This is a genomic window from Fictibacillus terranigra (assembly GCF_030412265.1).
GTDB classification, from domain to species: domain Bacteria; phylum Bacillota; class Bacilli; order Bacillales; family Fictibacillaceae; genus Fictibacillus_C; species Fictibacillus_C terrinigri.
In genome coordinates this window covers 241,952-263,248 of the sequence record NZ_JAUHLN010000004.1, presented here as the reverse complement: position 1 = coordinate 263,248, position 21,297 = coordinate 241,952, and the positions used below count along the sequence as shown (strand labels likewise).

The window sequence follows — 21,297 nt, the reverse complement described above, 5'->3', positions numbered from 1 at the left end:
TTTCCTATTCCCACTTAAACGTCAGACTCGCTGCGATAAAAGCGCCAACGAGCCAGCAGCTGAGGATCAAGGCTTCAGATCCCAGGTTCATAAACGAAGCGCCCACGTTCATCGTTTCTCTCATCGCTGTCGTTAAGTGCGCTATCGGAAGGATATGCACGATCGGCTGAAGAAATTCCGGCATATTTTTAATCGGGAAGAATACGCCGCCCAAAAACAGCATCGGAAAAGATAAGAAGCCGGCAATCGGGCCTGCGCTTTCAGGTGTTTTGGCAATCCCGGCAATAATAAATCCGATTGCCATAAACGCAAGAGTGCCCAAGATGACAAAACTGACGAGCGTCAGCCACGATCCTTTGATTTCCACATCAAAGACAAGACGAGCCACACCAAGAACGATGAGCGCCTGCAAGCCGTTCAGCATCAGCCTGGCAGTAATCTGTGCCGCGATAAAGGTATGAGCTTTTAATGTTGTCCCCTGCATTCGCCGCAAAATACCGCGTTCGCGCCATGACGCAATCTGGCCCGCTACCCCGTTCATGTTATTGCTCATGATCATCATCGCTACGATTCCCGGAACAAGAAAATCGATATAACGGAGATTCAGTGCCTCTACCCCTTTTGGATCGATGACCACCGATGGCTTATAATCTGCCTGCTGTTTGCTGACGGCATCGACCGCATTATATACAAGCTGCTGTCCAACCTGCGAAACAGCCATGTTTGTTTCATTATAAAATACAGGAAGCGTAAACGGCTTTTCACCTTTAGCCGCAGTCTTCATCTCCTCATCATAGCCCTTCGGAACCTGCAGAACGAGTTGGACGTCCCCTTTTTTCAGTTTAGAGAGCGCCTCTTGTTCACTCGATGATTTCTCGAGCGATATCGCTTCGTTCTTCTTCAACATCGCCGCCAATTGTTTGGATTGAGGAGAGTGATCCTGATCCACAAGGCCAATCGTAACCGATACACCGTTCCCATTCCCAAGAAAAGAGCCGAGCATGATCATGAGGAAGATCGGAAACGCGAGTGTCCAAAACAAGACTTGGCGGTTGCGCATGAAAATACGCAATTGAGCTAACGTCAGCTGCCAATATGCTTTCATCCTTCTCTCAAGCTCCTTCCTGTCATATGAATGAACACATCTTCCAATGTTGCTGTACGTGTCTGCAGATCGGTCAGTTTCAAATCTTTTTCAGAAGCCGTCTGAATCAGACTGGTCAGTGTCTGCTGTAAATTATCGGTATAGAGAACTTGAGTATCCTTATGGCTGCCTGTCTGCTTAACCCCTTCAATTTCTTTCAGATCAAGTACAGGGGCACCTTCTGGCAAACGGAACTCGACGGCGCTGTCGGACTGAAGGTTCTTCACCAGATTTCCCGGAGTATCCAGCGCGATCAGCAGCCCCTGATCCATAATGGCGATCCGGTCACAGAGCACATGAGCTTCATCCATATAGTGGGTTGTCAGCATGACCGTCTTTCCTCTTTCTTTTAAATTCAGGATAATATCCCACAATGTACGCCGAGCCTGCGGATCCAATCCAGTTGTCGGTTCATCCAGGAAAATAATCCATGGATCATGTACAAGTGCCAGCGCGATCGCCAGCCTCTGCTTCTGGCCGCCCGATAAGCTCTTGATCCTGCTTTTACGCTTATCGGATAAAATCATGTCTTCGATGAGATCGGGGATGGATATATGCTTGGGATAGAAGCTGGCATACATCTTCAAAATCTCTTCAACGGTGAGCAGTTCAAACAGCGTCGTAGACTGAAGCTGTACTCCAATGACTTCCTTTACACGTTCCAGGTGCTTCTTAATATCAAATTCACCGATCCAGGCCGTTCCTTTGTCCGGTTTTCTCAATCCGACAAGCATTTCAAGCGTGGTCGTTTTTCCGGCGCCATTCGGACCGAGCAGCCCGAACACCTCACCTTTATGTACTTCAAAGTCAACTCCCTTTACAGCGGTAAACTCACCATAGCGTTTCACGAGATGCTCTACTCTGATAATGGGCTCCTGTGAACTCATTTCCATCCTCCATCCTATAAAAGCTGCATTTAAAAAAGAGCTAGATCCCTTCAATAAGATTCTAACTCATTTCTTTTGAAATTTATGTTTTTTTATGGAGTATAAAAAAATTCCGCCTCGATGCGTGCCGTAATCTCATTCTCGCCAGTCTGGACCGGCACGGGACTTCCCTGCGAAAGCACCGCTCCCTGATAAGGGACTGGCCCAGGCTGGAAGCCCTTTGACAGCTCTGTTACTTTTACAGGAAAGCGATTGAGCGTGACACCAAGGTCACGAGATATAGCCATTGCCTTCTGCTGGGCACTGTTAACGGCGAGCGAAAGGGCTCTGTTATAAAAAGCATCAGGAGAAGAAACCGTAAACTGGATGGAGGAAACGGAATTCGCTCCCTGGCTGACAGCCCTATCGATGACAGCTCCCGTTCCTCCTACGTCTTCAACCGTGATTTGAAGCTGATGGTTTACCTGATAGCCTTTAAGGTTCTGCTGACCGTTCTCATAAACATATTGCGGCTCAATGCGATAGAGCGAGGTCTGGATATCTTTGTTTTGAATCCCCATCGTTAACAGACCTTGAATGACGTTCCTCATAATTTCATTGTTTTGCCTTTGCGCGGTGTTCACATCTTTATTTTCTGTAATTACACCTAAAGAAAGCTTGGCTTGATCAGGTACGGCGAATACGGAACCTTCACCGGTAACTCTGATCAAGCTGCTCATATGGTCGGTTGTATATTCCGGCCTGTTGTAATACATCTAAGCCCCTCCCCACTGTTCGTCACATCACAGTGTATGCGGTACAGAGCATGTTCATAACAGAGTCGGGAATTTAGAAATATAAACCATAAGTCCCATTAATATGGTAAAATGAACGAGTGATTTTAGGGGGGATGAATGTGAAAGAAAGGTGGCTTTGGGCAGGAATCATTATCTCTTCAGCAAGCTGGATTGGGAACTCCTTTTATTATCAGTCAAAGCAGATCGAGCATCCGATCTTTTTAGAACACTTCTACGAAGCGTCTGATGATGGAAAACAATATTTAAAGTTCTATTACTTGGCGAACCGTAATGACAAGGAGGACGTGCAAAGTGTTCGTATTAAGGACGCTGTATTGTTTCCCTACTCCCGGGATGATTTTATGTCGGGCGAAAATACTCCTCCCGTTGAACAGGTATACACTCATCAGGATTTAAAAGTGTTTACTGTTTCACTAGAGGATCTGCTTTCACAGATGAACAACAAAGAAGCTTTTTCTTTTAATAAAATAAAGGTTGCCATGAATAACGGCCAGACCTTTACAGCAGACATCGGAGAAGTAACGATCAATAAAACGTATAAAGAAGGTAAAATTCTGGAGCAACAGATTGCAAGCTCAGACAATTTAAGTGACATCGCGATTTATCAGGCATTGAAGCCCATTACGTTGACAAGTATCAGTCTGCCCTTTGATAAAGAAACGGAAAGACTAGTTTCTGTGAAAGCAAACACAAATCAGAAAGCATTGGTGCAAATAAAAAATAATTTGAGCGGTGATGGCCCTTCCTCCTGGCTGAAACATAACGAAAAGAATGATGATGGTTTCCAGTTGATCGCACCACATAAGAAGTTCAGCATACGCCTGAAAAAGAAGGATTGGTTTGAGATTGTGGCCAAATCAAAACCAAACACAGCAGCGTTTGGTGAATTTTCGATTAAACTTCATGGAACAAGTCAAGGAAAGCCTGCTGTTTCTAATGTTTGGGTAACCCTCAAGCCGGTTCTCAGCCAGAATGATATTGACCGCATCATTTCCAAAAACGGAGTCAGGGAGAAATGAGAGAGAGTTTTCACAAAATGTTCTGGGGGTTTCTATTGATCTTGATAGAGATTCATATTGTAGCGCTTGATATTTTGCCTGACCCTGCCGGCTACTACCTTGTCTTTTCTGGCATCGTGATGTTGAAAAAAGACAGCCCGGCGGTAGCAAAAGCTAAATATCTGGCCTTGGGTCTGGTCTTTCTATCAATCCCTGCCGTCTTTATCCAGCAAAATTCAATGGGCAGCACTGCAGAAAAAGTGTTTGATTTAAGTTTCTGGCCAATCTATACGCAAGTCATCGCCATTCTAAAGCTGATTCTTGTATTCTATGTTTTTAATATTCTCTTGGATATCGCTAGGAGAAAGGGTGACCAACAGCTCTGCGCATCAGCCAGACACCGGTTGATTGCCTATATGGCTGTCATGCTTATTTTAAACATCACTCTGCCTTTCACCATGAATTTCATTGGGACTTTGGTCACAGCCTACACGGTTTTGTTCTTGCTGCTCTCCCTTTTGGCGGAGATTATGTTTTTGCTGTTGTTAAGGAAGTATAGGAAGATTTTTAGCAGTTGATTGTGAACCCTACATATATCCTTTTTTGAGCAGGAAATTTGAACGGTGCATCCTTGTTTGAAATACTTTGAGGTGAGTTGTCAATCCTATAGAAAAAGGAGAGTGTCGTTATGAAAGTCTTTTTAGTAGGAGCAAATGGGCAAATTGGGCGTAAATTGGTTGAGCTCTTAGGCAGGAGTTCAGAGCATAGTGTCCGGGCGATGATTCGAAACCCTGAACAGGCGGGCGAACTGGAGAAGCTGGGAGCAGAAACTGTAGTCGCTGACTTGGAGGGCAGTGTATCTGAGCTTGCAGAAGCCGTTAAAGGAAGCGAAGCCATTATTTTCTCTGCCGGATCCGGAGGCAGCACAGGCTCTGACAAAACGCTCCTCGTTGACTTGGACGGTGCGGCTAAAATGGTGGAAGCTGCTGAACAGGCGGGGGTCGGCCGTTTTGTGATGGTCAGTGCCTTACAGGCGCACAACCGTGAAAACTGGAACGAAAAGATACGGCCGTATTATGTGGCCAAGCACTATGCGGATAAAATTCTCGAAAGCAGCAGCTTGAACTATACAATTGTAAGGCCGGGCGGACTATTAAACGAGCCGGGCACAGGCAAAGTGGAAGCCAGTGAGAACCTTCGCCGGGCCTCCATCCCGCGTGAGGATGTCGCTCAAACCGTTTTGGCTGCACTTACGGAAGAAAACACATTTAAACGCTCGTTTGATCTGATTTCCGGCGAACAATCGATTCGAGAAGCATTGAAAAACCTATAAAAACAGGCTGGCCTAAAAGACACAGGTTGTGATCTTTTAAGCCAGCCTTATTTATCTTAGATAAGAGCCTTAAATGTGGTTAAGACAAGTCCTATCAAGAACCCGCAAATGGCTCCGTTGACCCTTATCCACTGTAGTTCTTTGCCCACGTTATTTTCCATCATATCGATCAGTGTTTCATTATCCAGTTTATCAAGGTTTTCTTTCACAAGATTGCCTATTCGGGAATGGTTGCTTTCAATCAGAGTGGAAATTTGAAGCTGCAGCCACCGTTCAATGCTGCTCATTTTTTCAGGGTCATTTTTTGTTCGCTCGATGAGATCTCTAATGAATGAAATCACATACTCATCGACAAATTCTTCATCCTGGCTCAGCAGCAGCAACTTCTTCTGAACCTGCCCCAAAATATTGGTAATTTGATCTGCAGGACTCCACGAATCGACCATATTATCTTTCCATTCATTGAGTTCAACCGCCAGATTTTCCCGATCTTGTACATTTTCCAACTCAGTGCGAATTCGATTAAGGATTAAATGCCGGTAAGGATTATCTGCTTCTTGCAATAAAATGATCCTTTTAAGAAAAAAGGGTTGAAGGATATTCCCCAGCTTCTCTTCATTGATAAAATTGCTGAACGATTGAAGGGCCATCTTTATAAAACCATCGGCCTCCGTATTATCCAGCAGCTGTTTCGCCATTTTGCCGATTTTTCGTTTAGTGTCTTCTTTTGCCATCCACTTTTCAGTCTCAGCCAGAATATAATCGAATGCTCGATCCTGCAGGTTTCTGTCGAGGGCGTTATTAATCAAGGACTGAAGAAAGCCTGCTGCATCAAGAGAACGAAGATAAGCCTTTAGCTCCTTTTCAATATACGGAGCCAGTTTTTCCGGTTGAATATGGCGTATCGCCTGGTTAAGAAAATTTCCAACCGCCTTATGAAAGGTATCCGAATCCAATTCTTTCTCTGCCATTTGAATGAGTTTATCTGTAATTTGGATTTGCTGGATTTTCCCCTGAATACTTTCTTTTGTCAGCCAATCATTTTCAAGCATGGATACAATAGCTTTCATCATCCTGTCACGGTTCTTTGGAAGTAATGCCGTGTGAGGGATCGGTATGCCCAAAGGATGGCGAAAGAGAGCCGTTACAGCAAACCAATCGGCCAGTCCCCCTACGAGTCCTGCCTCAAATCCCCCCTGCAGCAATTCTCCAACAAAAGAATCCTGAAAGGGAATGCTTCCGAGAAACCCTGCCCCCATCACTCCTAATGAAATTTCCGCAAAGTATTTCGATTTTTTTTCCTTTTTTTCCATCGTAACTTCCCTCTGTTAATCATTTTAGTTCTAGCGTTTCAAAAAGCTTTCTAACCCACTATTGGCTGATTCATAGGCCGGTCGCATCGCTTCCATTCTCTTTGTTGACAAAAAAGCGGTAAATAAACCATTAAACCGCTCTCCTTGGACCACTTTGGTCATATCACCGAGGTCTGTCAGCTCCCAGTAATGATAACCGGTCAAGAAACCGGATATTCCGCCCGTCCACGCCAGTTTTCTGTTCGGTTCAAAATCCAGTACTTTCGCTTTAAAACGAAAAGGGATCCCGTGGCCGATCGGTGATTTTACACGAACCGACAGGCAGCTTCCTATTCTGCATTCCCCGTTTACAGAAACGATCTGCGGGTTCCATAAGGAATGTGTTTTTGTATCAGCAATCACGCTCCATACTGCTTCAATTGGGTATGGCAGCAAGCATTCTGTAATTAATTCTTTCATGCTGTTCCCTTTCTCTATCGTCGTTCCGGCGGCCGTTCACCGTTTTTCAAATCTCTCATACTTAGACCGAAATCCATTTGCAGGTGCGGATAGTCCTTGAACTCCCAATCACCGCCCCATGTAAAGCCTAACATTTTGGCGATGGAAACCACCTCCATCCAATCGGATCTGTGATTGCCGTTGCTGTCCCGCATTGTATCCCACACGGCATTCCCCTCACTGTTCAACAGCGCAAAATCGATCGCCAGACCGTAATTATGGTAAGAATCTCCACCCTTAACGGTAGTGACGATATCTCCTTCTGTCGTTCGGCCTTTTTCATACAATTTATTTTGTTCTTCTATGGAACGAAAACCATCCGTAATGACAATCGGAATTCCCTTCTCCTTCGCTCTTTGAATCAATTTCTGTTTATTTTCTTCTACGACCGGATGAAGTTCGGAGGGCATCGGAACCTCTCTTTTGGCTCTTTCCCGATCCATGTACAGGTAGAATATAAGCCCAAGAATGGCCATAAAAATCAGCCAGCCACCGACCCCGGCAGATAATTTTGCAACACTCACTCGTTGATTTTCTCCTCCCTTGTCTGGTACACAATACTCTCTTTCCATCCTACCACAAGCTTACTCTGTCACATAAAGATTGACTATTTCTGAATATTCGTAATAAAATAATTTTACGTACAATTTTTTTTTTACGTATTTCATCCTTGGCTATACATTCTTCATAAACGGAATAGAAGGGAGAAATGAATATGCATGTATTTGTGATTGGGGGCACCAGTTTTATGGGGCCAAAGGTAATTGAACAGCTGCTTCATTCTGGACACGAGGTCACAGTTTTTCACAGAGGGCAAACCAAGGGCGACCCTCCTTCTGGACGGCATGAGATTCTTGGCGACAGAAACGACCTGCCTTCTTATCGGACGGCTATTCAACAGCTAAAGCCGGATGCGGTACTGGATATGATCTGTATGACTGAACAGCAGGCTAGATTACTGGTCCAAACGCTGGATGGCATAGTTAACCGTGTCATCGTAGCCAGCTCACAAGATGTTTACCGTGCCTTTGGCCTGGTAAACGGAACGGAAAGCGGCGTGATTGAACCAGTACCGATTGACGAGGATGGTGCGCTGCGCCGCAACCTGTATCCGCAGAGAGCGTTTGCCAAAACCGAGGAAAGGCGCAACTATGATAAAATTTTGGTGGAGCGTACGATCATGAACCATCCAACGATTCAAGGAACAATCATTAGACTGCCTGCCGTATATGGCCCGAACGATAAAGCACATCGATGGTATTCCTATATCAAACCGATGAGTGATCAACGGCCGTACATCCTCCTTCCGGAAAGCCTTGCTGACTGGAGATGGACACGGGGCTATGTAGAAAATATGGCGTTGGGTATCGTGCAGGCTATAGTAAATGATCAGGCAAAAGGAAAGATCTACAACCTTGGGGAGAACGACACATTCACCATGAAAGAGTGGGTTAACAAGCTGGCTTCCTCACTCCATTGGAAAGGGAAAATTGTTGTAGTGCCTGACAGCCTGCTTCCAGAAAGCTATTCCTGGGGAATTGACGCCACTCAGAATGCAGTATTTATTTCTGATAAAATACGTAATGAATTAGGCTTTAAAGAAAGGGTTTCATTTGAAGAGGGATTGAAACGTACGATAGATTGGGAACTAAAAAATCCTCCCGAAACACACGGATTAAACTACGAAGCTGAAGATCAGGTCATGAAGCTTCATGATGCAAAAACTCAGCCGTAAAAAGGCTGAGTTTGTTTTTCATTCACTTTTTTGAAATTTTGATTCTGATTTTGCCAGTGAGACAACGTTCCCGGATGATGGGGATCCTTCCCGGTCTTTTTTGCGCATGTAAATGGTTTTTTCGACTGCCGCGTGAACCGTACCGTTCTCATCAACAAGCTCGACGTTATACACCCGGTCAATACTCCGTTTTTCCTCAAGAGTGCGCTTCACTTCATCGAGCTCTTCACCCGTTATTTTAAACGATGCATATAATGTGTTCTTGCCCGGTTTTTTAAACCTGATGGAAGCAGCTTTATCCCAGACAATATAATCATTGCCGAGCATTTTTAGAAACATGAACATATAAACGGGATCCACAGCCCCATACATGCTGCCGCCAAAGATTGTGCCGACATAGTTGCGGGTCCGCCAGTTGAGCGGCAGCTTGATTCGGATCTCCGAATAATCTTCAGCAATATGAAGGACTCTTGCTCCTGTACCTCTAAAGGCAGGGAACAAGTTAAAGCCATAGCGGACGACTCTCGTTTTCCATGATTCTTTCATCCTGTGCACACCTCTTTCTGAGTGGGTATCTGTATATTTCGTACGAGTACGTATTCGTATTTTATGTATAACTTGCAGCCCCTGTCAATCGGCTGCAGCATCATTTACAGCTCTTGAAGGCAGCTGCTTGAAAAAAGGAACCTTCTCTGCACCTGTCATACGAGCATACACAAACAACTGCCCTTTATGATGGATCTCATGATCGATCAAACTCTCGATCCAATACTTCCCTGGTGCCATGTATCCAAAAATATCGATCTCATTGTTTAGATCCGCTTCTTTCAAAACAGAAAAATCTCGTTTTGATTTGTGAGTGAATTCCTGAACGATCTCTCGCACCTCATCCATCGTCTGAAAATCGCGCGGTGTGCCGGGCGATGCAAATTGTCCGTTCTTGACCGTTGCAAGGAACATATCCGTAGAGCTTACAATGTGAACCGCAAGTTCGCCCAATGAAAATCCTTCGCTCCAAGGTTTAAAGAACACATGCTCCGGTCCGACCTGGTCGAGCAGCTCATGCAGCACCGTTCGATGTTTGAGCCAATTATTATAGTATTCTTCTATCACTTTTCATCAACTCTCCCCGCCTCTAATTTTCAATATAAACTAATTCGCTGTAAGACTACTTTATCCTTTATTAAGGAATACAAAAAATCCAGCAGCTTTCTGCTGGACATCACCAGGATGGATTTTGCATACCTTAAGCCAAACTCTGCTGTTTATTTTTTTTGTTTATAATACGTTAACGCAAGCGCAAAAGCGAGGACCGCTCCCTTTACAATGTCCATGGAATAGTAAGGCACGGACATCATAACAAGGCCATTTTGCAGAATGCCGATCAGGATGGCCCCGACCAGTGTCCCAAAAGCATTCGGCTTGCCTGATCCAAATACTGAAAAACCGATGAAGGCCGCCGCTACAGCATCCATTAAATAGGGCGTTCCGGCATTAATTTCCGCAGTCATCACCCTGGAGGCGAGAACGATACCTCCGATGGAAGCAAAGAAGGCAGAGAGAAGATAGGCCGCCACCTTATATTTATCGACCGGAATGCCCGAAAGCCTTGCCGCTTCTTCATTCCCGCCTATGACATACATATACCTTCCGTGCTTCGTGTAATTGAGAAGGACATGGACGAGAACGACTGCTGCTGCCATAATGACGATGATCCAGGGAACTTGGCCGATTTTCTCGAAGGCTGCACTGATCTTTCCTGTCGCAAATGTTCCGTCAGGCATGACCATGTTTTGCGAAATGGTCGCCCCTTTCGTGTATGTGAGTGCAATACCCTGAATGATGAACATTGTCGCAAGCGTCAGCAGCATATCCGGAATTTTCACTTTAACAATCATCACGGAGTTAATGATGCCGACCATCAAAGCGGCTGCCAGGGCTGAAAAGATCGCTGTTGCCGTGTTCTGTGAGAACCAGACAAACATGGAGATCGCAATGGCATTGGAAAGAGACGCCACCGACCCGACAGAAAGGTCAAACCCTTTGACGGAAAGGGATATCGTAATCCCGATCGCAATAATCGTAACAATAGAGATGGAACGGAGAATGTTCATAAGGTTATGTCCCTGTACAAAAGAAGGATTAGCCGCAGTGAACACACCAATGAGAACAAGGATGGTTAAGATCGTTCCGTATTTATAAAAAAAGTCGAACAGCTCAAACTTCTTTTTTGGTAAAGACTGTGCTGTTACTGGTTTAGAAACCTCCATCTACCTTCCTCCTGTTGAATAGAATAAAAGCTCTTCTTCCGTGGCTGCTGAGGTTTCGAGCTCCTTAACAGCGCGTCCGTCATACAGCACGTAGAGGCGGTTCGTGATGCCCAGGATCTCCGGAAACTCGGAGGACGCGTAAACAATGGCTTTCCCCCGTTTAGCCAGCGCCGAAATGAGTTCAAAAATGTCCTTCTTAGCGCCAACATCCACGCCCTTCGTCGGTTCATCGAATATATACACATCGGCGTCCGCAATAAGCCATTTGCCGATCGCAATCTTTTGCTGATTCCCTCCGGACAAATTTTGAACCTTCGTTTTTTCTGACGGTGTCTTGATACCCAAGGTTTGAATGATTTCAACAGCCTTTTGCTTTTCCGCCCGGCGGTCCAGAAAGCTGAACACTTTGGTGAATTGGCCAAGATTAGCAGCTGTTAAATTGGCAGCTACTGATTCCTCAACCAGGATCCCCTCTTTTCTCCGTTCTTCAGGAACAAGAGCCATCCCCTGCCTTACCGCCTGATGCGGATTTTTCAGCTTCAGTTTCCGCCCATTGAGAAAAACATCGCCAGCGGTAATCTTCGTACAGCCGAACAGCGTTTTGCACAGCTCGGTTTTCCCTGCACCTACAAGTCCCGCAATCCCGATAATTTCACCGGCGCGGACAGTTAAGTTCAAATCCTTGATCTTCTCGGCGTCGGAAAGCCCTTTTACCTCCAGAACGATTTCACCCACTTTGCCGTTTAAGAAAGGAAACTGCTCATCCAGCGACTTTCCGAGCATTTGCTCGATAACCCGATGGATCGACGTCTCACTGATGTTTTCTTTTATGACCAATTCACCGTTCCTCATCACCGTGATATCGTCGCAGATCTCAAATATTTCAGGGAGACGGTGAGAAATGAAAATTATTCCTACATGTTGTGCCTTCAGGTTTCGCACGATACGGAACAGCTCGTTCGTTTCTGAGTGGCTCAACGGTGCAGTCGGTTCATCCAGAATAAGAAAACGGCATTGTGCTGATACGGCACGGGCAATGAGCACCATCTGTTTTTGTGCAAGAGTCAGTTCACTGACCAGCATTTTAGATGAAACGCTGATGTTCATCTCTTCTAAAATTCGCGTGGCTTTCTTATGCAGCGGTTTCCAACCTACCAGCTGCTTTCTGCCCATTTCGTTGACCAGATCATGGAGCAAAATGTTTTCTCCAACCGTTAAATAGGGGATCAGAGCGGTATCTACCTCTTGATGCACGATTTGAATTCCCTCTTCCAAAGCATCCCTCGGTGAAGTGATGACCGCTTTCCTTCCGTCCAAATGAATCTCACCCGTATAATGGCTGTAAGCCCCTGACAGAACCTTCATGAGGGTCGACTTTCCAGCCCCATTTGCCCCGATCAGCGCATGAACCCGTCCAGTCTCACTGGCAAAGCTCACATGATTCAAAGCCTTTACCCCCGGAAACTCGATACTTATATCCTTCATCTCCAACAGAGCCATCCGCTTCTCCCCTTTCCTCAAAGCAAACACTCTCTTCAGCTTAGAAAGAGAGCGCGCGTTATCATTTAATACTTGATTTACTTAAAGTTACTTTTGGTAGTGATCCTTCAGCGTCTTCATCCAATCTTCTTCAAACGCTTCGGATTTTCCCCAGCCTTTAATTTCCTTGGACAGGTTTACCATGTTCACGCCTTCGTTTGACTTTTGAAGATCCTTTTGTGAAACCAAAGAAGCCTTCAGATCATACGTTGGTGGGGTTTTTTCTCCAGCAAGCTTTTTGGCAAGAATTCTCATATCCACTGCTCCAATAAGCTTAGGATCAACAGCTGCTGTGTATTTCCAAGGGCTGTCCTTCTTCTGGATCTCTTGAAGGTCTGCGTTGGAGACATCGATTCCATAGATTTTAATCTCGTTGCGTCCAGCTTCTTTAATCGCACGTGCGGCCCCGATCGCAAAGGCGTCCCAGGTGGCAAATACCGCGTCGATTTCGCCTTTTTTATGTTTGTTCAGCATCGCTGTTACCGCATTTTGCGTCTGGACTGATGTATCCGCTGAAGCGACTCCAAAGCGTTCGATTTCTTTGATTCCCGGGTTGTTCTTTAATGTCTCTTTATAAACGGCATTGCGTCGCACCATCGGCGGGAACCCGTCGACCCAGAGGTACACGATGTTGGCTTTCCCTTTATTTTCTTTCACGAGCTGATCAAGGGCGAGCTTGGCAAGAGCCTCATCATCTTGAGAAGTCAGAGTGACACCATCTACTTTTGCGAGGTCTGGATTGGAATCGAATGTCACGACGCTCTTTCCTTTTTCCCGCAGCTTCTTAATGTCGTTAATGGTAGCTGCATCGTCACCGTGAGAGATGATGAAACCATCGTAATTCTCCTCGGCCGCCTGGGCGATCGCATCGTGAAACTTGGCGGTATCACCGTTTGCTGTATAGGTATCAACCGTAAAACCAAGTGCCTCTCCTTCCGCTTTAGCGCCGGCTAAAAACTGTGCCGTATGATCATCACCACCGATTTTGCGGATGACCTTGATCCGTGCTCCCTGTCCTTTAGCAAACCGCTTCGGCACGTTATCAAACGACACCTTCTCATGTTTTCGGGCGTTAATCGTATCGCTGCCGGATGAACACCCTGTTAATAAAAGTGATAAAGCGACCACTGAGACAGCCGCGCATTTAATGAATTTTTTCATTTCCCCAACTCCCCATTTTTTGTATCCTACTCTCTTCAAGGTGATTTTGTACAGGCAACAAGCCCATGTCTACGAAAAAAAACCTCTCCGGAAAAGAGAGGTTTCATCGTTTTTTATGTATACCGATTCCGTCCTCTCTTATCTCTCAAAACAGCCTGCTGTTTTGCTGGAATTAGCACCAATTCCATTATGGAACGGTTGCTGGGCGTCATAGGGCCAGTCCCTCTGCCACTCTTGATAAGAGAATGAATATTTAATTTTTTGAAAATATAGTTATTACTTTAATCGGCAGAAGGGGGAAAGTCAATAATTTTTTATATAATTCCGAGGAAGCAGCAGGATTGTTCTTTGTGTATCTTCTTAACTGTAAAAAACCTCTCCGGCAAGAGAGGTTTGCCACTTAGCCCATTTGATCCCCGCCAAAAATCGCCACATTCTGCACCTCCGTACCAAACTCCCGGCCGTTCCACTTCAGGGTCGTCTGCACATAGCCGAGGCGGTCGGCGTTATATCGGCCGGCGATGTTTTGGTAAGCGAGCAGCTCATAGACTCCATTTCGGTCAAAATCAACAGGGTAAAGGCCGGCTATTGGAGAAACAAAGCCCTGGATCGGTGCTTTTAACGTTCCATCCGCATTATAGATCTCCGATAGATATTCCTTGTTTTTTGTACTTAGATCGATGATGAATGTTTGGCGCACATTAATGCTGTTGACCTGGGCTTTATATTGGTTCAGGTAAAAGACACTGTACTTGTATCTGTTATTGAAAACCTCGGAGTCAAATAGCGGTCGGAATTGTCCGTTTCTGAAGGCGAAGATATAGGCGTTGATCATCCCGCCGCTGCCTCCCGTATCCATGACCACCATGATGTCTTCTACCTTATCCCCTGTAAAATCGCCAAGAAAGAGGGTAGGATTGTATCCTGAATTTTCTTTGAGCGGAATCCTTGTGTACCTGTTCGTTCTTCCGTCCTGAACGACGGCTTCAATGTTCACCCAGTACGGACTGTGCGGTGTTTTTTCAGCCATGAGATAAACCGTATCAATCGCACCGTCGCCGATTACATTTCCCCTTTTTATATCAACTTCCTGCCGCTGTCTGTACATTCGTAGTCCCCGCCTTTCGATTTCAATAAAACAGTATATGCACAATTGTCTTGTTTTGGTTTTTATCCAGCAATCGTGATAAACTACATAAAAATAACGCCGTTCAAGCGGCAAGCAGGTGCAATGTGGATATTAAACAATTACAGTATTTTATTGAAGTAGCCAAATATAACAGCTTCACCCGGGCAGCTGATGCACTTTTCATAACCCAGCCGACCATCAGCAAAATGATCAAAAATCTGGAGGACGAGCTTGGCGTCGTTCTCTTTGACAGATCGCGAAAAGGACTGACCTTGACGGATGCCGGACGGACCATTTTTGAGCAGGCGAAGCTCGTCGATAAAGCGTTCAACAATCTGGAAATGGAGCTGGATAACCTTGTCGGCTTAAAAAAGGGGCATATCAGGATCGGTCTTCCTCCCATCTTTGATCCTCGTCTCTTTCCAAAATTGATCGGCAGTTTTCACGGTAAATACCCTCACATCACGTTTGAACTCGTGGAGGATGGATCGAAGAAAATTGAGGAAGAAGTCGCCAGCCTTCAGCTGGATATAGGGGTGATCGTATTGCCCACAAACAATGACATGTTTGAGTATTTTGCATTTATGGAAGAGGATTTGCGGCTGATTATCCACCCGGATCACCCGCTGGCGGACCAGGAGGAAATCAATCTTGTGGAGCTCAGCAACGAATCATTTATCTTGTTCAACAAGGATTTTGTGCTTCATGACCGCATCATCTCTTCCTGCAATCAGGCGGGGTTCAGTCCTCATATAACATCCGAAAGCTCGCAGTGGTCGTTTATCGAGGAAATGGTCATCTGTAAATTGGGTGTATCTCTTCTTCCTGAGAGCATCTGCCGGCATCTGTCTGAGGAAGTGCGTGCGATTAAAGTCATCAACCCTTCCATCAGCTGGCACCTTGCCTTGATCTGGAATAAAGATCAATACTTATCCTTTGCTGCAAAAGAGTGGCTCAACTATGCAAAGGAACAATTAGCAGAGGGTTAAAAAAGAAAGGCGGTTCCCCTTAGGGAGCCGCCTTTTTCCTATTCAATGTTCATACTTTTTAGGTGAAAGCATTTACATAGATTGTGTCTATGTAAAGGATAAAAAATTACAATTGTACTTCCTTTTCCTGGAGGAGTACACTTGGTACCTGTAAGAGGGAAACTCATAAAAGTATCCCCGGTGACAGCAAGATGTACATGAAGAAAGGAAGATTGTTTTGGAAGCTAAAAAAACAAGCGAAAGCCGTATTATAAATACAGATCAGGTTTTATCCTGCGACTTGAATAACTACAATACTTTATTTGGCGGAGTACTGATGAAAAAACTCGACGCTGCTGCGTCCTTATCGGCACGCCGGCATGCCCGTGTGAAAACATGTGTGACAGCATCAACCGATTCCATCGATTTCTTGCACCCCATTCACCAGACCGACTCCGTTTGTATTGAGTCCTTCGTCTCTTATACCGGAAAAAGCTCGATGGAGATTTTCTGTAAAGTCATTGCCGAAGATATCATTACAGGTGAAAGAAGAATTGCAGCTACAGCCTTTTTAACATTTGTTGCATTAGGTGATGACAAACGTCCGGTTGAAGTACCGGCTGTGATTCCTGAAACCGAAGAGGAAAAATTCCTTTTCAATACAGCAAGCGACCGCGCAGAAATGCGTAAGATCCGCAGAGCGCGAAGCAAAGAACTCGCTGAGGTCATTTCACTCCGTAAACCTTGGGAGAAGGAAGGCGCATTAGTATGATCACCCTAAGCAGCCACAGCGAATTGAAAGAAGCGAAGGCAGCATTAGAAAACCTTGAGCGTACGTTTCCTTCCCTCTACGAAAAATGGGTACACATCATCAATCTCACTCGAGCCCTTCAGTTCAAATATCAATACATGGGGTCTCTTATCATGAATGAAGATTGCAGACGCTACTCTCCAGAGTTCGTCCATGAATCTGTCATCCAGCTCTATAAAAATGAAGTTGAAAAACTTTTGGCAGATACAAACATTGGGGCTCTGCGTGAAACCATCGCACGATGCCACAATGCAGGCTATGCTAAACTTAGCCTGCTGTCCATTGGAAGAACACCTGAATCATTAGTAGGAACTTCCGCGATCATTAACTAAACATAAAAAAAAGCAGAAACTCTCTGCTTTTTTTTACATTTTAAACGTATGTGCCAGCTTTGCCAGTGAAGCGGTTTGGGCTGACATTTCTTCGATGGAAGCCAACTGTTCCTGTGTTGAAGCCAGAACTTACTGTGAAGACCTGGCTGTTTCGGCGGTAATCCCCGAGATGGAATCCATGGACGAAACCTCTGTTCGATTCCTGCAGAGACGCCATGCATGGCGTCAGAAACCCGTCTGATATGCTCTGTCACTGATTGAATGGAATGCTGGATCTGTTTAAAGGATGCACCTGCCTCATTCATTACACCGATCCCTTCTCTTACCTCTGCGTTCACAAGTTCCATCTTCTGGACCACTTGCACCGTCTCATTTTGTATGTGAAAAATAATGTCACTGATCTGCCGAGTGGCTTCTCCGGATTGTTGGGCAAGCTTCCGTACTTCGCTTGCCACGACTGCGAAACCTTTTCCGTGCTCCCCTCCTCTTGCCGCTTCAATGACCGCATTGAGCGCCAAAGGGTTCGTCTGTTCCGAAATTCCTTCAATCACTTCAACAATGTGACCGATCTCACCCAGAGCGGGCTCCGAGCCCTTTTACGGTGTTGTACAAATCTCTTACGTTCGTGGAGATCGCGTTCATTTATAGTGCATCAAACTCATCGTTTACGTTCCTGCACTGATTCCTCATGAAAAAACCCTGAGCGCATCCTCAGATTGCATTCAGGGTTTTCATCAGTCCTCATCTTTTGCATCCCAATCTTCAGGAATGGGCTCGTTCATATACTCTTCCACCAGCTTCTTGTACTTCTCCATCTGCTCAAGGTGGGTATTGAACTGCTCTTTATTGATGAGATACTCGTTCCCATCATGAAAAGCACGAATCTTTTTTTGCTGAATTAAACTTTCAATATACGTTTCCGGCAGATCAAGAAACTCTGCCGTTTCTTTCAAGGAGAGATACATGGGGGTTCACCTTTTCCGTGCTGCCATATTCAAAAACCTTACAGCATCATATCAAACCTATTATCCACCCATTCCTTTTTTTCTTCAAGCGTTGTTCTTAAGAGAAAATTCTCCCGATCTCCCTGATCTCCTCATCCGTCAATTGAACATCCAATGTTTTCAGGTTATTGCTTACTTGATCCGCACGCTTTGCTCCCGGAATGATCGTATCAATGGAAGGCTGGGTCAAGTACCATGCCAAAACAACATGTGCGACTTCTGCATTTTTAGCATCCGCAATCTTACGGATCTGGTCGACCTTCTCCAGGTTGCGGACAAAGTCCTCGCCCTGGAAGTGAGGCATCTTGGCACGAAGGTCTTCAAACTTCGTATCCTTGTCATACTGTCCGGCCAACAATCCGGACGCCAGAGGGAAATAAGGAACAAAAGAAATCCCTTTATCTTCAGTATAAGGAAGCAGTTCTTTTTCAGCGTCACGCTGCAATAGATTGTACTCTCCCTGGAATACGTCGACATAGCCATCAGCATTAGCTTGCTTTAATTGTTCGATGGAAAAATTAGAGACTCCGATCGCCTTGATTTTCCCCTGATCCTTCAGTTCCTTGAGGGCGCCGACCGCTTCGTCCTTTGGTGTGTCCTCGTCAGGAAAGTGAATATAAAACAGATCAATATAGTCAGTCTGCAGACGCTTTAAGCTTCCATCCACCGCTTCTTTCAAGAAAGCAGGCGAGTTATCGAACACGATCTCTTTGCCAACGAATTTGTGAGCTCCTTTTGTAGCAACGACTGCTTTATTACGGCTGCCTGTTTCTTTTAATACCTGGCCGATCAATTCTTCTGAGCGCTCAGGGCCATAAATAAAAGCGGTATCCAAAAAGTTAATCCCGATGTCTAATGCCCGGCGCACCAATTCTTTACCTGCTTCCTCATCCAGATTGGGGTACAGATTATGTCCTCCTACCGCGTTAGTGCCAAGTCCAATCGGGTTAACTAACAGATCTGTCCTTCCTAGTCTCGTTTGATTTGCCATGTCGTGCTCAACTCCTTGTTTATTGATGACTCTATGTTAGCAAAACGCTTGTCCAAATGAAAAAATTCGGCTCGGAGCATCGGCATTCGACAATTTCATCATAAATCTGGTTTTTTGAAGGAAGGAACTGAAAACAATACGGAAAGATCTGTTCTTTTATGGACAGGTGTGCATATAAAAAAAGCTAATTCGTTTCGACCAAATCGAAAATTTCGTTATAATAAGGTAAAGGAGGTGCTTACTGATGGAAAATCGCATAAGATTTTCTGGAACTTCTACCACTCATGCAAAGCCTATTATTGGAAAGGCGATACTTTGCATGGGGCGAAACATTTAGTTCTATCGCTGAACAGGCTTTTCTAATATTTTGGCTTTGCACCTTATTTTCTCAAAATCAAAATAAGGGGCTGGCAAAATTGAAATATATTAATGCAAACAAAGTTTTACCTGAAAATCTGATTGTGGAAATCCAAAAGTATGTTCAAGGGGAGACCCTTTACATTCCTAAGCAGGAAACGGAGTATCGGAAATGGGGAACTTTAAGTGGCGGGAGACGGCTGCTTGATCATCGGAATGCCGCCATTAAACATTCTTTTATTAGTGGCAGCAGTATCCAGCAACTCGCTAAGAAATATTACCTCTCGACCGAAACCATTAAGAAAATCGTTTATTCACAAAAAAAGTAGAGAACCGCACTGGTGAAAATCCTCCATCAGTGCTTTTTTATGTAAAAAACATTTCCAAGTCATTTTCTCCATTTTAAAAGCCTGCTGAATTTTTTAGAATAAATGGAAAGAGACGTCAGCAAATGATTGGAGAGATATGTGATGACCGAAAGATTCATTAAAAATGAACAGTTAAATTTTATAAAACAACAGATTTCCTTGATCAAGGACAGCACCAAAAAGAATTTACCTCCAACTGTTTTGGCGGCTGTGGTCGACTCAGCCACTGCCAAAATTTTGGGCCACATTCCAAATGCATCATTGGACCAGCAAGAAATCCTCGATCTTTCGAGATTGAAAACAGATGCCGAGTATGAGCAATATATCCAGCGTCTTTCAGCCTTTTTGCTGCCCTTTCCAAAAATCACCGAACAGCAGCTTAAAATAATGTTTCCGAAGAATAAAAAATTAAAGCTGCCTGATTTATCAAAAATAGACCACAGCCAGCTGACCTATTTAAGCTGGAACGATCTAAGATCCAATAAAAAATTTATTGTATATGAGCTGGATGGAAGAATGGCAGGCATTGAATGTAAATTTACACCAACTAATAAAAGTAATATTTGTTCCTTCTGTAATGGTTATGGCCAGGTCGACTATTTTTCCACTGTAACAAAAGCGAAACAGTCTAAAAACCCGGATTACTACAAGGCCATCGGCAATCTTATTTGCGCTGATAGCAGCGAATGCAATAAAAAAATAACCAGTGTCGAATACTTGACAACTTTTTTAAAAGACTCACTGGGTATATGAATACCTCACACGGTGTCTGTCATCATTTATCCATTTAATTAGGGATGGGATTAGTCCGGTTTTTTTATTCAATCCACACATAGCAGAAAGCCGATTCCATTGAAGAATCGGCTTTCTTCATTACAAAATAATCCTCTCAGGATGCGTATACACATTCAACCGGCTGCCGCGGATGAATCCGACAGCTGTAATTCCAAGATCATGTGCGAGTTCCAGAGCCAGTGTGGTTGGGGCTGACTTCGAAAGGATGATGCCCGCTCCAATCTTGGATACCTTCAGCAGCACTTCCGATGAGATCCTTCCGCTGAACGCAATCACTTTATCGCCAAGCGCAATTTTGTTTCTGAGGCAATGTCCGTAAATTTTATCCAGCGCATTGTGGCGGCCAATATCCGAACGGGAGAGAAGCAGCTCGTCACTCGTACAAAGAGCAGCATTATGCAGGCCCCCGGTAGAATGAAAATCATCCGAGCAGTCCTGCATCGCTTCCATCAGCTTGATGCACTCCTCCGCCCCAATGGTTGATTTCGATAGGATGGTTTTGGCATTCTTCACATCACTTTGAAAGTAGAACTGCCGGCTCTTTCCGCAGCAGGATCCGATGAACCGCTTGGATTGAAGCTGATTTGCCACCGGCTTCTTATCCACCAGCTGTACATACGCAAACCCTCTGTCTTCATCGATGGACAGCGACTCGATTTCTCGCGGCAGACGGATGACACCCTCTGACGCCAAAAAACCGGTGACGAGATCCTCCATATAGGTCGGCGTGCAGACCATGGTGGCGAACTCATTATCATTCACATAGATGGTCAGGGCGTATTCATTCGCTACTTGATCCTGTACGTGACGGAATGAATCCCCATCATATTTTACAATGTTGATGCTTTTCATGACGTTATCTTTCAT

The 21,297-nt window shown here is 44.9% G+C and carries 25 protein-coding genes and 1 riboswitch; of the genes, 9 read left to right on the top strand and 16 right to left on the bottom strand.

Annotated features, from left to right (window positions below; genetic code table 11):
• Positions 1-4: 4 nt before the first annotated feature.
• The 3 genes from QYF49_RS19305 to QYF49_RS19295 form a co-directional block, all read right to left on the bottom strand.
• Positions 5-1,105 (bottom strand): ABC transporter permease, encoded by a 1,101-nt coding sequence (locus QYF49_RS19305; protein ID WP_290401228.1) that lies wholly within the window; start codon positions 1,103-1,105, stop codon positions 5-7.
• On the bottom strand, positions 1,102-2,031 hold the full coding sequence (locus QYF49_RS19300; protein ID WP_290401227.1) for an ABC transporter ATP-binding protein: 930 nt from the start codon (positions 2,029-2,031) through the stop codon (positions 1,102-1,104). Before QYF49_RS19300 ends, QYF49_RS19305 begins: the two co-directional genes overlap by 4 nt.
• Positions 2,032-2,123: 92 nt before the next feature.
• Entirely contained in the window at positions 2,124-2,786 is a 663-nt protein-coding gene (locus QYF49_RS19295) for an SIMPL domain-containing protein (protein ID WP_290401226.1), read from the bottom strand.
• Between the two features lie 140 nt (positions 2,787-2,926).
• Between QYF49_RS19295 and QYF49_RS19290 the strand changes: the two genes are divergently transcribed.
• The 3 genes from QYF49_RS19290 (at position 2,927) to QYF49_RS19280 (ending at position 5,159) form a co-directional block, all read left to right on the top strand.
• The gene (locus tag QYF49_RS19290) at positions 2,927-3,847 is read left to right on the top strand and encodes a hypothetical protein (RefSeq protein ID WP_290401225.1); all 921 of its coding nucleotides are present in this window, start codon (positions 2,927-2,929) and stop codon (positions 3,845-3,847) included.
• 35 nt (positions 3,848-3,882) lie between these two features.
• Positions 3,883-4,404 carry a hypothetical protein gene (locus tag QYF49_RS19285; protein ID WP_290401224.1) on the top strand — a complete coding sequence of 174 codons (522 nt, stop codon included), beginning with the start codon at positions 3,883-3,885 and terminating at the stop codon, positions 4,402-4,404.
• 110 nt (positions 4,405-4,514) lie between these two features.
• Positions 4,515-5,159, top strand: coding sequence for an SDR family oxidoreductase (locus QYF49_RS19280; RefSeq protein ID WP_290401223.1), 645 nt, complete (start codon positions 4,515-4,517; stop codon positions 5,157-5,159).
• Positions 5,160-5,215: 56 nt separating this feature from the next.
• Here QYF49_RS19280 and QYF49_RS19275 read toward each other — a convergent pair whose 3' ends face one another.
• The 3 genes from QYF49_RS19275 to QYF49_RS19265 are packed head-to-tail and all read right to left on the bottom strand — an operon-like array spanning position 5,216 to position 7,446.
• The gene (locus QYF49_RS19275) at positions 5,216-6,472 is read right to left on the bottom strand and encodes a DUF445 domain-containing protein (protein WP_290401222.1); all 1,257 of its coding nucleotides are present in this window, start codon (positions 6,470-6,472) and stop codon (positions 5,216-5,218) included.
• 30 nt (positions 6,473-6,502) lie between these two features.
• Positions 6,503-6,931, bottom strand: a complete 429-nt coding sequence (locus QYF49_RS19270) for an SRPBCC domain-containing protein (RefSeq protein ID WP_290401221.1) — start codon at positions 6,929-6,931, stop codon at positions 6,503-6,505.
• A 14-nt stretch (positions 6,932-6,945) separates the two neighbouring features.
• On the bottom strand, positions 6,946-7,446 hold the full coding sequence (locus QYF49_RS19265) for a M15 family metallopeptidase (RefSeq protein WP_425589611.1): 501 nt from the start codon (positions 7,444-7,446) through the stop codon (positions 6,946-6,948).
• 239 nt (positions 7,447-7,685) lie between these two features.
• On the opposite strand from QYF49_RS19265, the gene QYF49_RS19260 reads away from it, so the two are divergent.
• Positions 7,686-8,705, top strand: a complete 1,020-nt coding sequence (locus tag QYF49_RS19260) for an NAD-dependent epimerase/dehydratase family protein (protein ID WP_290401220.1) — start codon at positions 7,686-7,688, stop codon at positions 8,703-8,705.
• Between the two features lie 18 nt (positions 8,706-8,723).
• Here the strand turns inward: QYF49_RS19260 and QYF49_RS19255 are convergent, their stop codons facing one another.
• From QYF49_RS19255 to QYF49_RS19230, 6 genes are all read right to left on the bottom strand, one after another.
• Positions 8,724-9,251 carry a DUF4442 domain-containing protein gene (locus QYF49_RS19255; protein ID WP_290401219.1) on the bottom strand — a complete coding sequence of 176 codons (528 nt, stop codon included), beginning with the start codon at positions 9,249-9,251 and terminating at the stop codon, positions 8,724-8,726.
• An 84-nt stretch (positions 9,252-9,335) separates the two neighbouring features.
• Positions 9,336-9,818 (bottom strand): DinB family protein, encoded by a 483-nt coding sequence (locus tag QYF49_RS19250; protein WP_290401218.1) that lies wholly within the window; start codon positions 9,816-9,818, stop codon positions 9,336-9,338.
• A 152-nt stretch (positions 9,819-9,970) separates the two neighbouring features.
• Positions 9,971-10,975, bottom strand: a complete 1,005-nt coding sequence (locus tag QYF49_RS19245) for an ABC transporter permease (protein ID WP_290401217.1) — start codon at positions 10,973-10,975, stop codon at positions 9,971-9,973.
• Positions 10,976-12,475, bottom strand: a complete 1,500-nt coding sequence (locus QYF49_RS19240) for a sugar ABC transporter ATP-binding protein (RefSeq protein ID WP_290401216.1) — start codon at positions 12,473-12,475, stop codon at positions 10,976-10,978. It abuts the gene before it with no gap.
• A gap of 87 nt (positions 12,476-12,562) precedes the next feature.
• The gene (locus QYF49_RS19235; RefSeq protein ID WP_290401215.1) at positions 12,563-13,675 is read right to left on the bottom strand and encodes a sugar ABC transporter substrate-binding protein; all 1,113 of its coding nucleotides are present in this window, start codon (positions 13,673-13,675) and stop codon (positions 12,563-12,565) included.
• Positions 13,676-13,810: 135 nt separating this feature from the next.
• Positions 13,811-13,919, bottom strand: a riboswitch (SAM riboswitch).
• 156 nt (positions 13,920-14,075) lie between these two features.
• Positions 14,076-14,783 carry a hypothetical protein gene (locus QYF49_RS19230; protein WP_290401214.1) on the bottom strand — a complete coding sequence of 236 codons (708 nt, stop codon included), beginning with the start codon at positions 14,781-14,783 and terminating at the stop codon, positions 14,076-14,078.
• Between the two features lie 125 nt (positions 14,784-14,908).
• Here QYF49_RS19230 and cidR point away from each other — a divergent pair, with 125 nt between their 5' ends.
• The 3 genes from cidR (at position 14,909) to QYF49_RS19215 (ending at position 16,915) form a co-directional block, all read left to right on the top strand.
• A complete protein-coding gene (gene cidR / locus QYF49_RS19225; RefSeq protein ID WP_290401213.1) occupies positions 14,909-15,793 on the top strand; it encodes a cidABC operon transcriptional activator CidR in 885 nt (294 codons plus the stop codon).
• 217 nt (positions 15,794-16,010) lie between these two features.
• A complete protein-coding gene (locus QYF49_RS19220; RefSeq protein ID WP_290401212.1) occupies positions 16,011-16,544 on the top strand; it encodes an acyl-CoA thioesterase in 534 nt (177 codons plus the stop codon).
• Positions 16,541-16,915: a hypothetical protein gene (locus tag QYF49_RS19215; protein WP_290401211.1), complete on the top strand. Its 375-nt coding sequence runs from the start codon at positions 16,541-16,543 to the stop codon at positions 16,913-16,915. Before QYF49_RS19220 ends, QYF49_RS19215 begins: the two co-directional genes overlap by 4 nt.
• Here QYF49_RS19215 and QYF49_RS19210 read toward each other — a convergent pair.
• From QYF49_RS19210 to QYF49_RS19200, 3 genes are all read right to left on the bottom strand, one after another.
• Positions 16,912-17,475, bottom strand: coding sequence for a methyl-accepting chemotaxis protein (locus QYF49_RS19210; RefSeq protein WP_290401374.1), 564 nt, complete (start codon positions 17,473-17,475; stop codon positions 16,912-16,914). The genes QYF49_RS19215 and QYF49_RS19210 overlap by 4 nt on opposite strands.
• A 174-nt stretch (positions 17,476-17,649) precedes the next feature.
• Entirely contained in the window at positions 17,650-17,880 is a 231-nt protein-coding gene (locus tag QYF49_RS19205; RefSeq protein WP_290401210.1) for an excisionase family DNA-binding protein, read from the bottom strand.
• Positions 17,881-17,977: 97 nt separating this feature from the next.
• Complete coding sequence (locus tag QYF49_RS19200; RefSeq protein ID WP_290401209.1) at positions 17,978-18,910, bottom strand: aldo/keto reductase; 933 nt, start codon at positions 18,908-18,910, stop codon at positions 17,978-17,980.
• 416 nt (positions 18,911-19,326) lie between these two features.
• Between QYF49_RS19200 and QYF49_RS19195 the strand changes: the two genes are divergently transcribed.
• Entirely contained in the window at positions 19,327-19,596 is a 270-nt protein-coding gene (locus QYF49_RS19195; RefSeq protein WP_290401373.1) for a CD3324 family protein, read from the top strand.
• A 141-nt stretch (positions 19,597-19,737) separates the two neighbouring features.
• Positions 19,738-20,388: a FusB/FusC family EF-G-binding protein gene (locus QYF49_RS19190; RefSeq protein ID WP_290401208.1), complete on the top strand. Its 651-nt coding sequence runs from the start codon at positions 19,738-19,740 to the stop codon at positions 20,386-20,388.
• A gap of 120 nt (positions 20,389-20,508) precedes the next feature.
• On the opposite strand, the gene fdhD is transcribed toward QYF49_RS19190, so the two are convergent.
• Positions 20,509-21,297, bottom strand: a complete 789-nt coding sequence (gene fdhD, locus QYF49_RS19185) for a formate dehydrogenase accessory sulfurtransferase FdhD (RefSeq protein ID WP_290401207.1) — start codon at positions 21,295-21,297, stop codon at positions 20,509-20,511.

Coding starts and splice junctions, on each gene's coding strand:
- QYF49_RS19240 (WP_290401216.1), bottom strand. CDS start 12,475: ATGGCTCTGTTGGAGATGAAGGATATAAGTATCGAGTTTCCGGGGGTA.
- QYF49_RS19270 (WP_290401221.1), bottom strand. CDS start 6,931: ATGAAAGAATTAATTACAGAATGCTTGCTGCCATACCCAATTGAAGCA.
- QYF49_RS19200 (WP_290401209.1), bottom strand. CDS start 18,910: ATGGCAAATCAAACGAGACTAGGAAGGACAGATCTGTTAGTTAACCCG.
- QYF49_RS19295 (WP_290401226.1), bottom strand. CDS start 2,786: ATGTATTACAACAGGCCGGAATATACAACCGACCATATGAGCAGCTTG.
- QYF49_RS19205 (WP_290401210.1), bottom strand. CDS start 17,880: ATGTATCTCTCCTTGAAAGAAACGGCAGAGTTTCTTGATCTGCCGGAA.
- QYF49_RS19235 (WP_290401215.1), bottom strand. CDS start 13,675: ATGAAAAAATTCATTAAATGCGCGGCTGTCTCAGTGGTCGCTTTATCA.
- QYF49_RS19305 (WP_290401228.1), bottom strand. CDS start 1,105: ATGAAAGCATATTGGCAGCTGACGTTAGCTCAATTGCGTATTTTCATG.
- QYF49_RS19300 (WP_290401227.1), bottom strand. CDS start 2,031: ATGAGTTCACAGGAGCCCATTATCAGAGTAGAGCATCTCGTGAAACGC.
- QYF49_RS19260 (WP_290401220.1), top strand. CDS start 7,686: ATGCATGTATTTGTGATTGGGGGCACCAGTTTTATGGGGCCAAAGGTA.
- QYF49_RS19255 (WP_290401219.1), bottom strand. CDS start 9,251: ATGAAAGAATCATGGAAAACGAGAGTCGTCCGCTATGGCTTTAACTTG.
- QYF49_RS19245 (WP_290401217.1), bottom strand. CDS start 10,975: ATGGAGGTTTCTAAACCAGTAACAGCACAGTCTTTACCAAAAAAGAAG.
- fdhD (WP_290401207.1), bottom strand. CDS start 21,297: ATGAAAGATAACGTCATGAAAAGCATCAACATTGTAAAATATGATGGG.
- QYF49_RS19280 (WP_290401223.1), top strand. CDS start 4,515: ATGAAAGTCTTTTTAGTAGGAGCAAATGGGCAAATTGGGCGTAAATTG.
- QYF49_RS19230 (WP_290401214.1), bottom strand. CDS start 14,783: ATGTACAGACAGCGGCAGGAAGTTGATATAAAAAGGGGAAATGTAATC.
- QYF49_RS19190 (WP_290401208.1), top strand. CDS start 19,738: ATGACCGAAAGATTCATTAAAAATGAACAGTTAAATTTTATAAAACAA.
- QYF49_RS19265 (WP_425589611.1), bottom strand. CDS start 7,446: ATGGCCATTCTTGGGCTTATATTCTACCTGTACATGGATCGGGAAAGA.
- QYF49_RS19215 (WP_290401211.1), top strand. CDS start 16,541: ATGATCACCCTAAGCAGCCACAGCGAATTGAAAGAAGCGAAGGCAGCA.
- QYF49_RS19275 (WP_290401222.1), bottom strand. CDS start 6,472: ATGGAAAAAAAGGAAAAAAAATCGAAATACTTTGCGGAAATTTCATTA.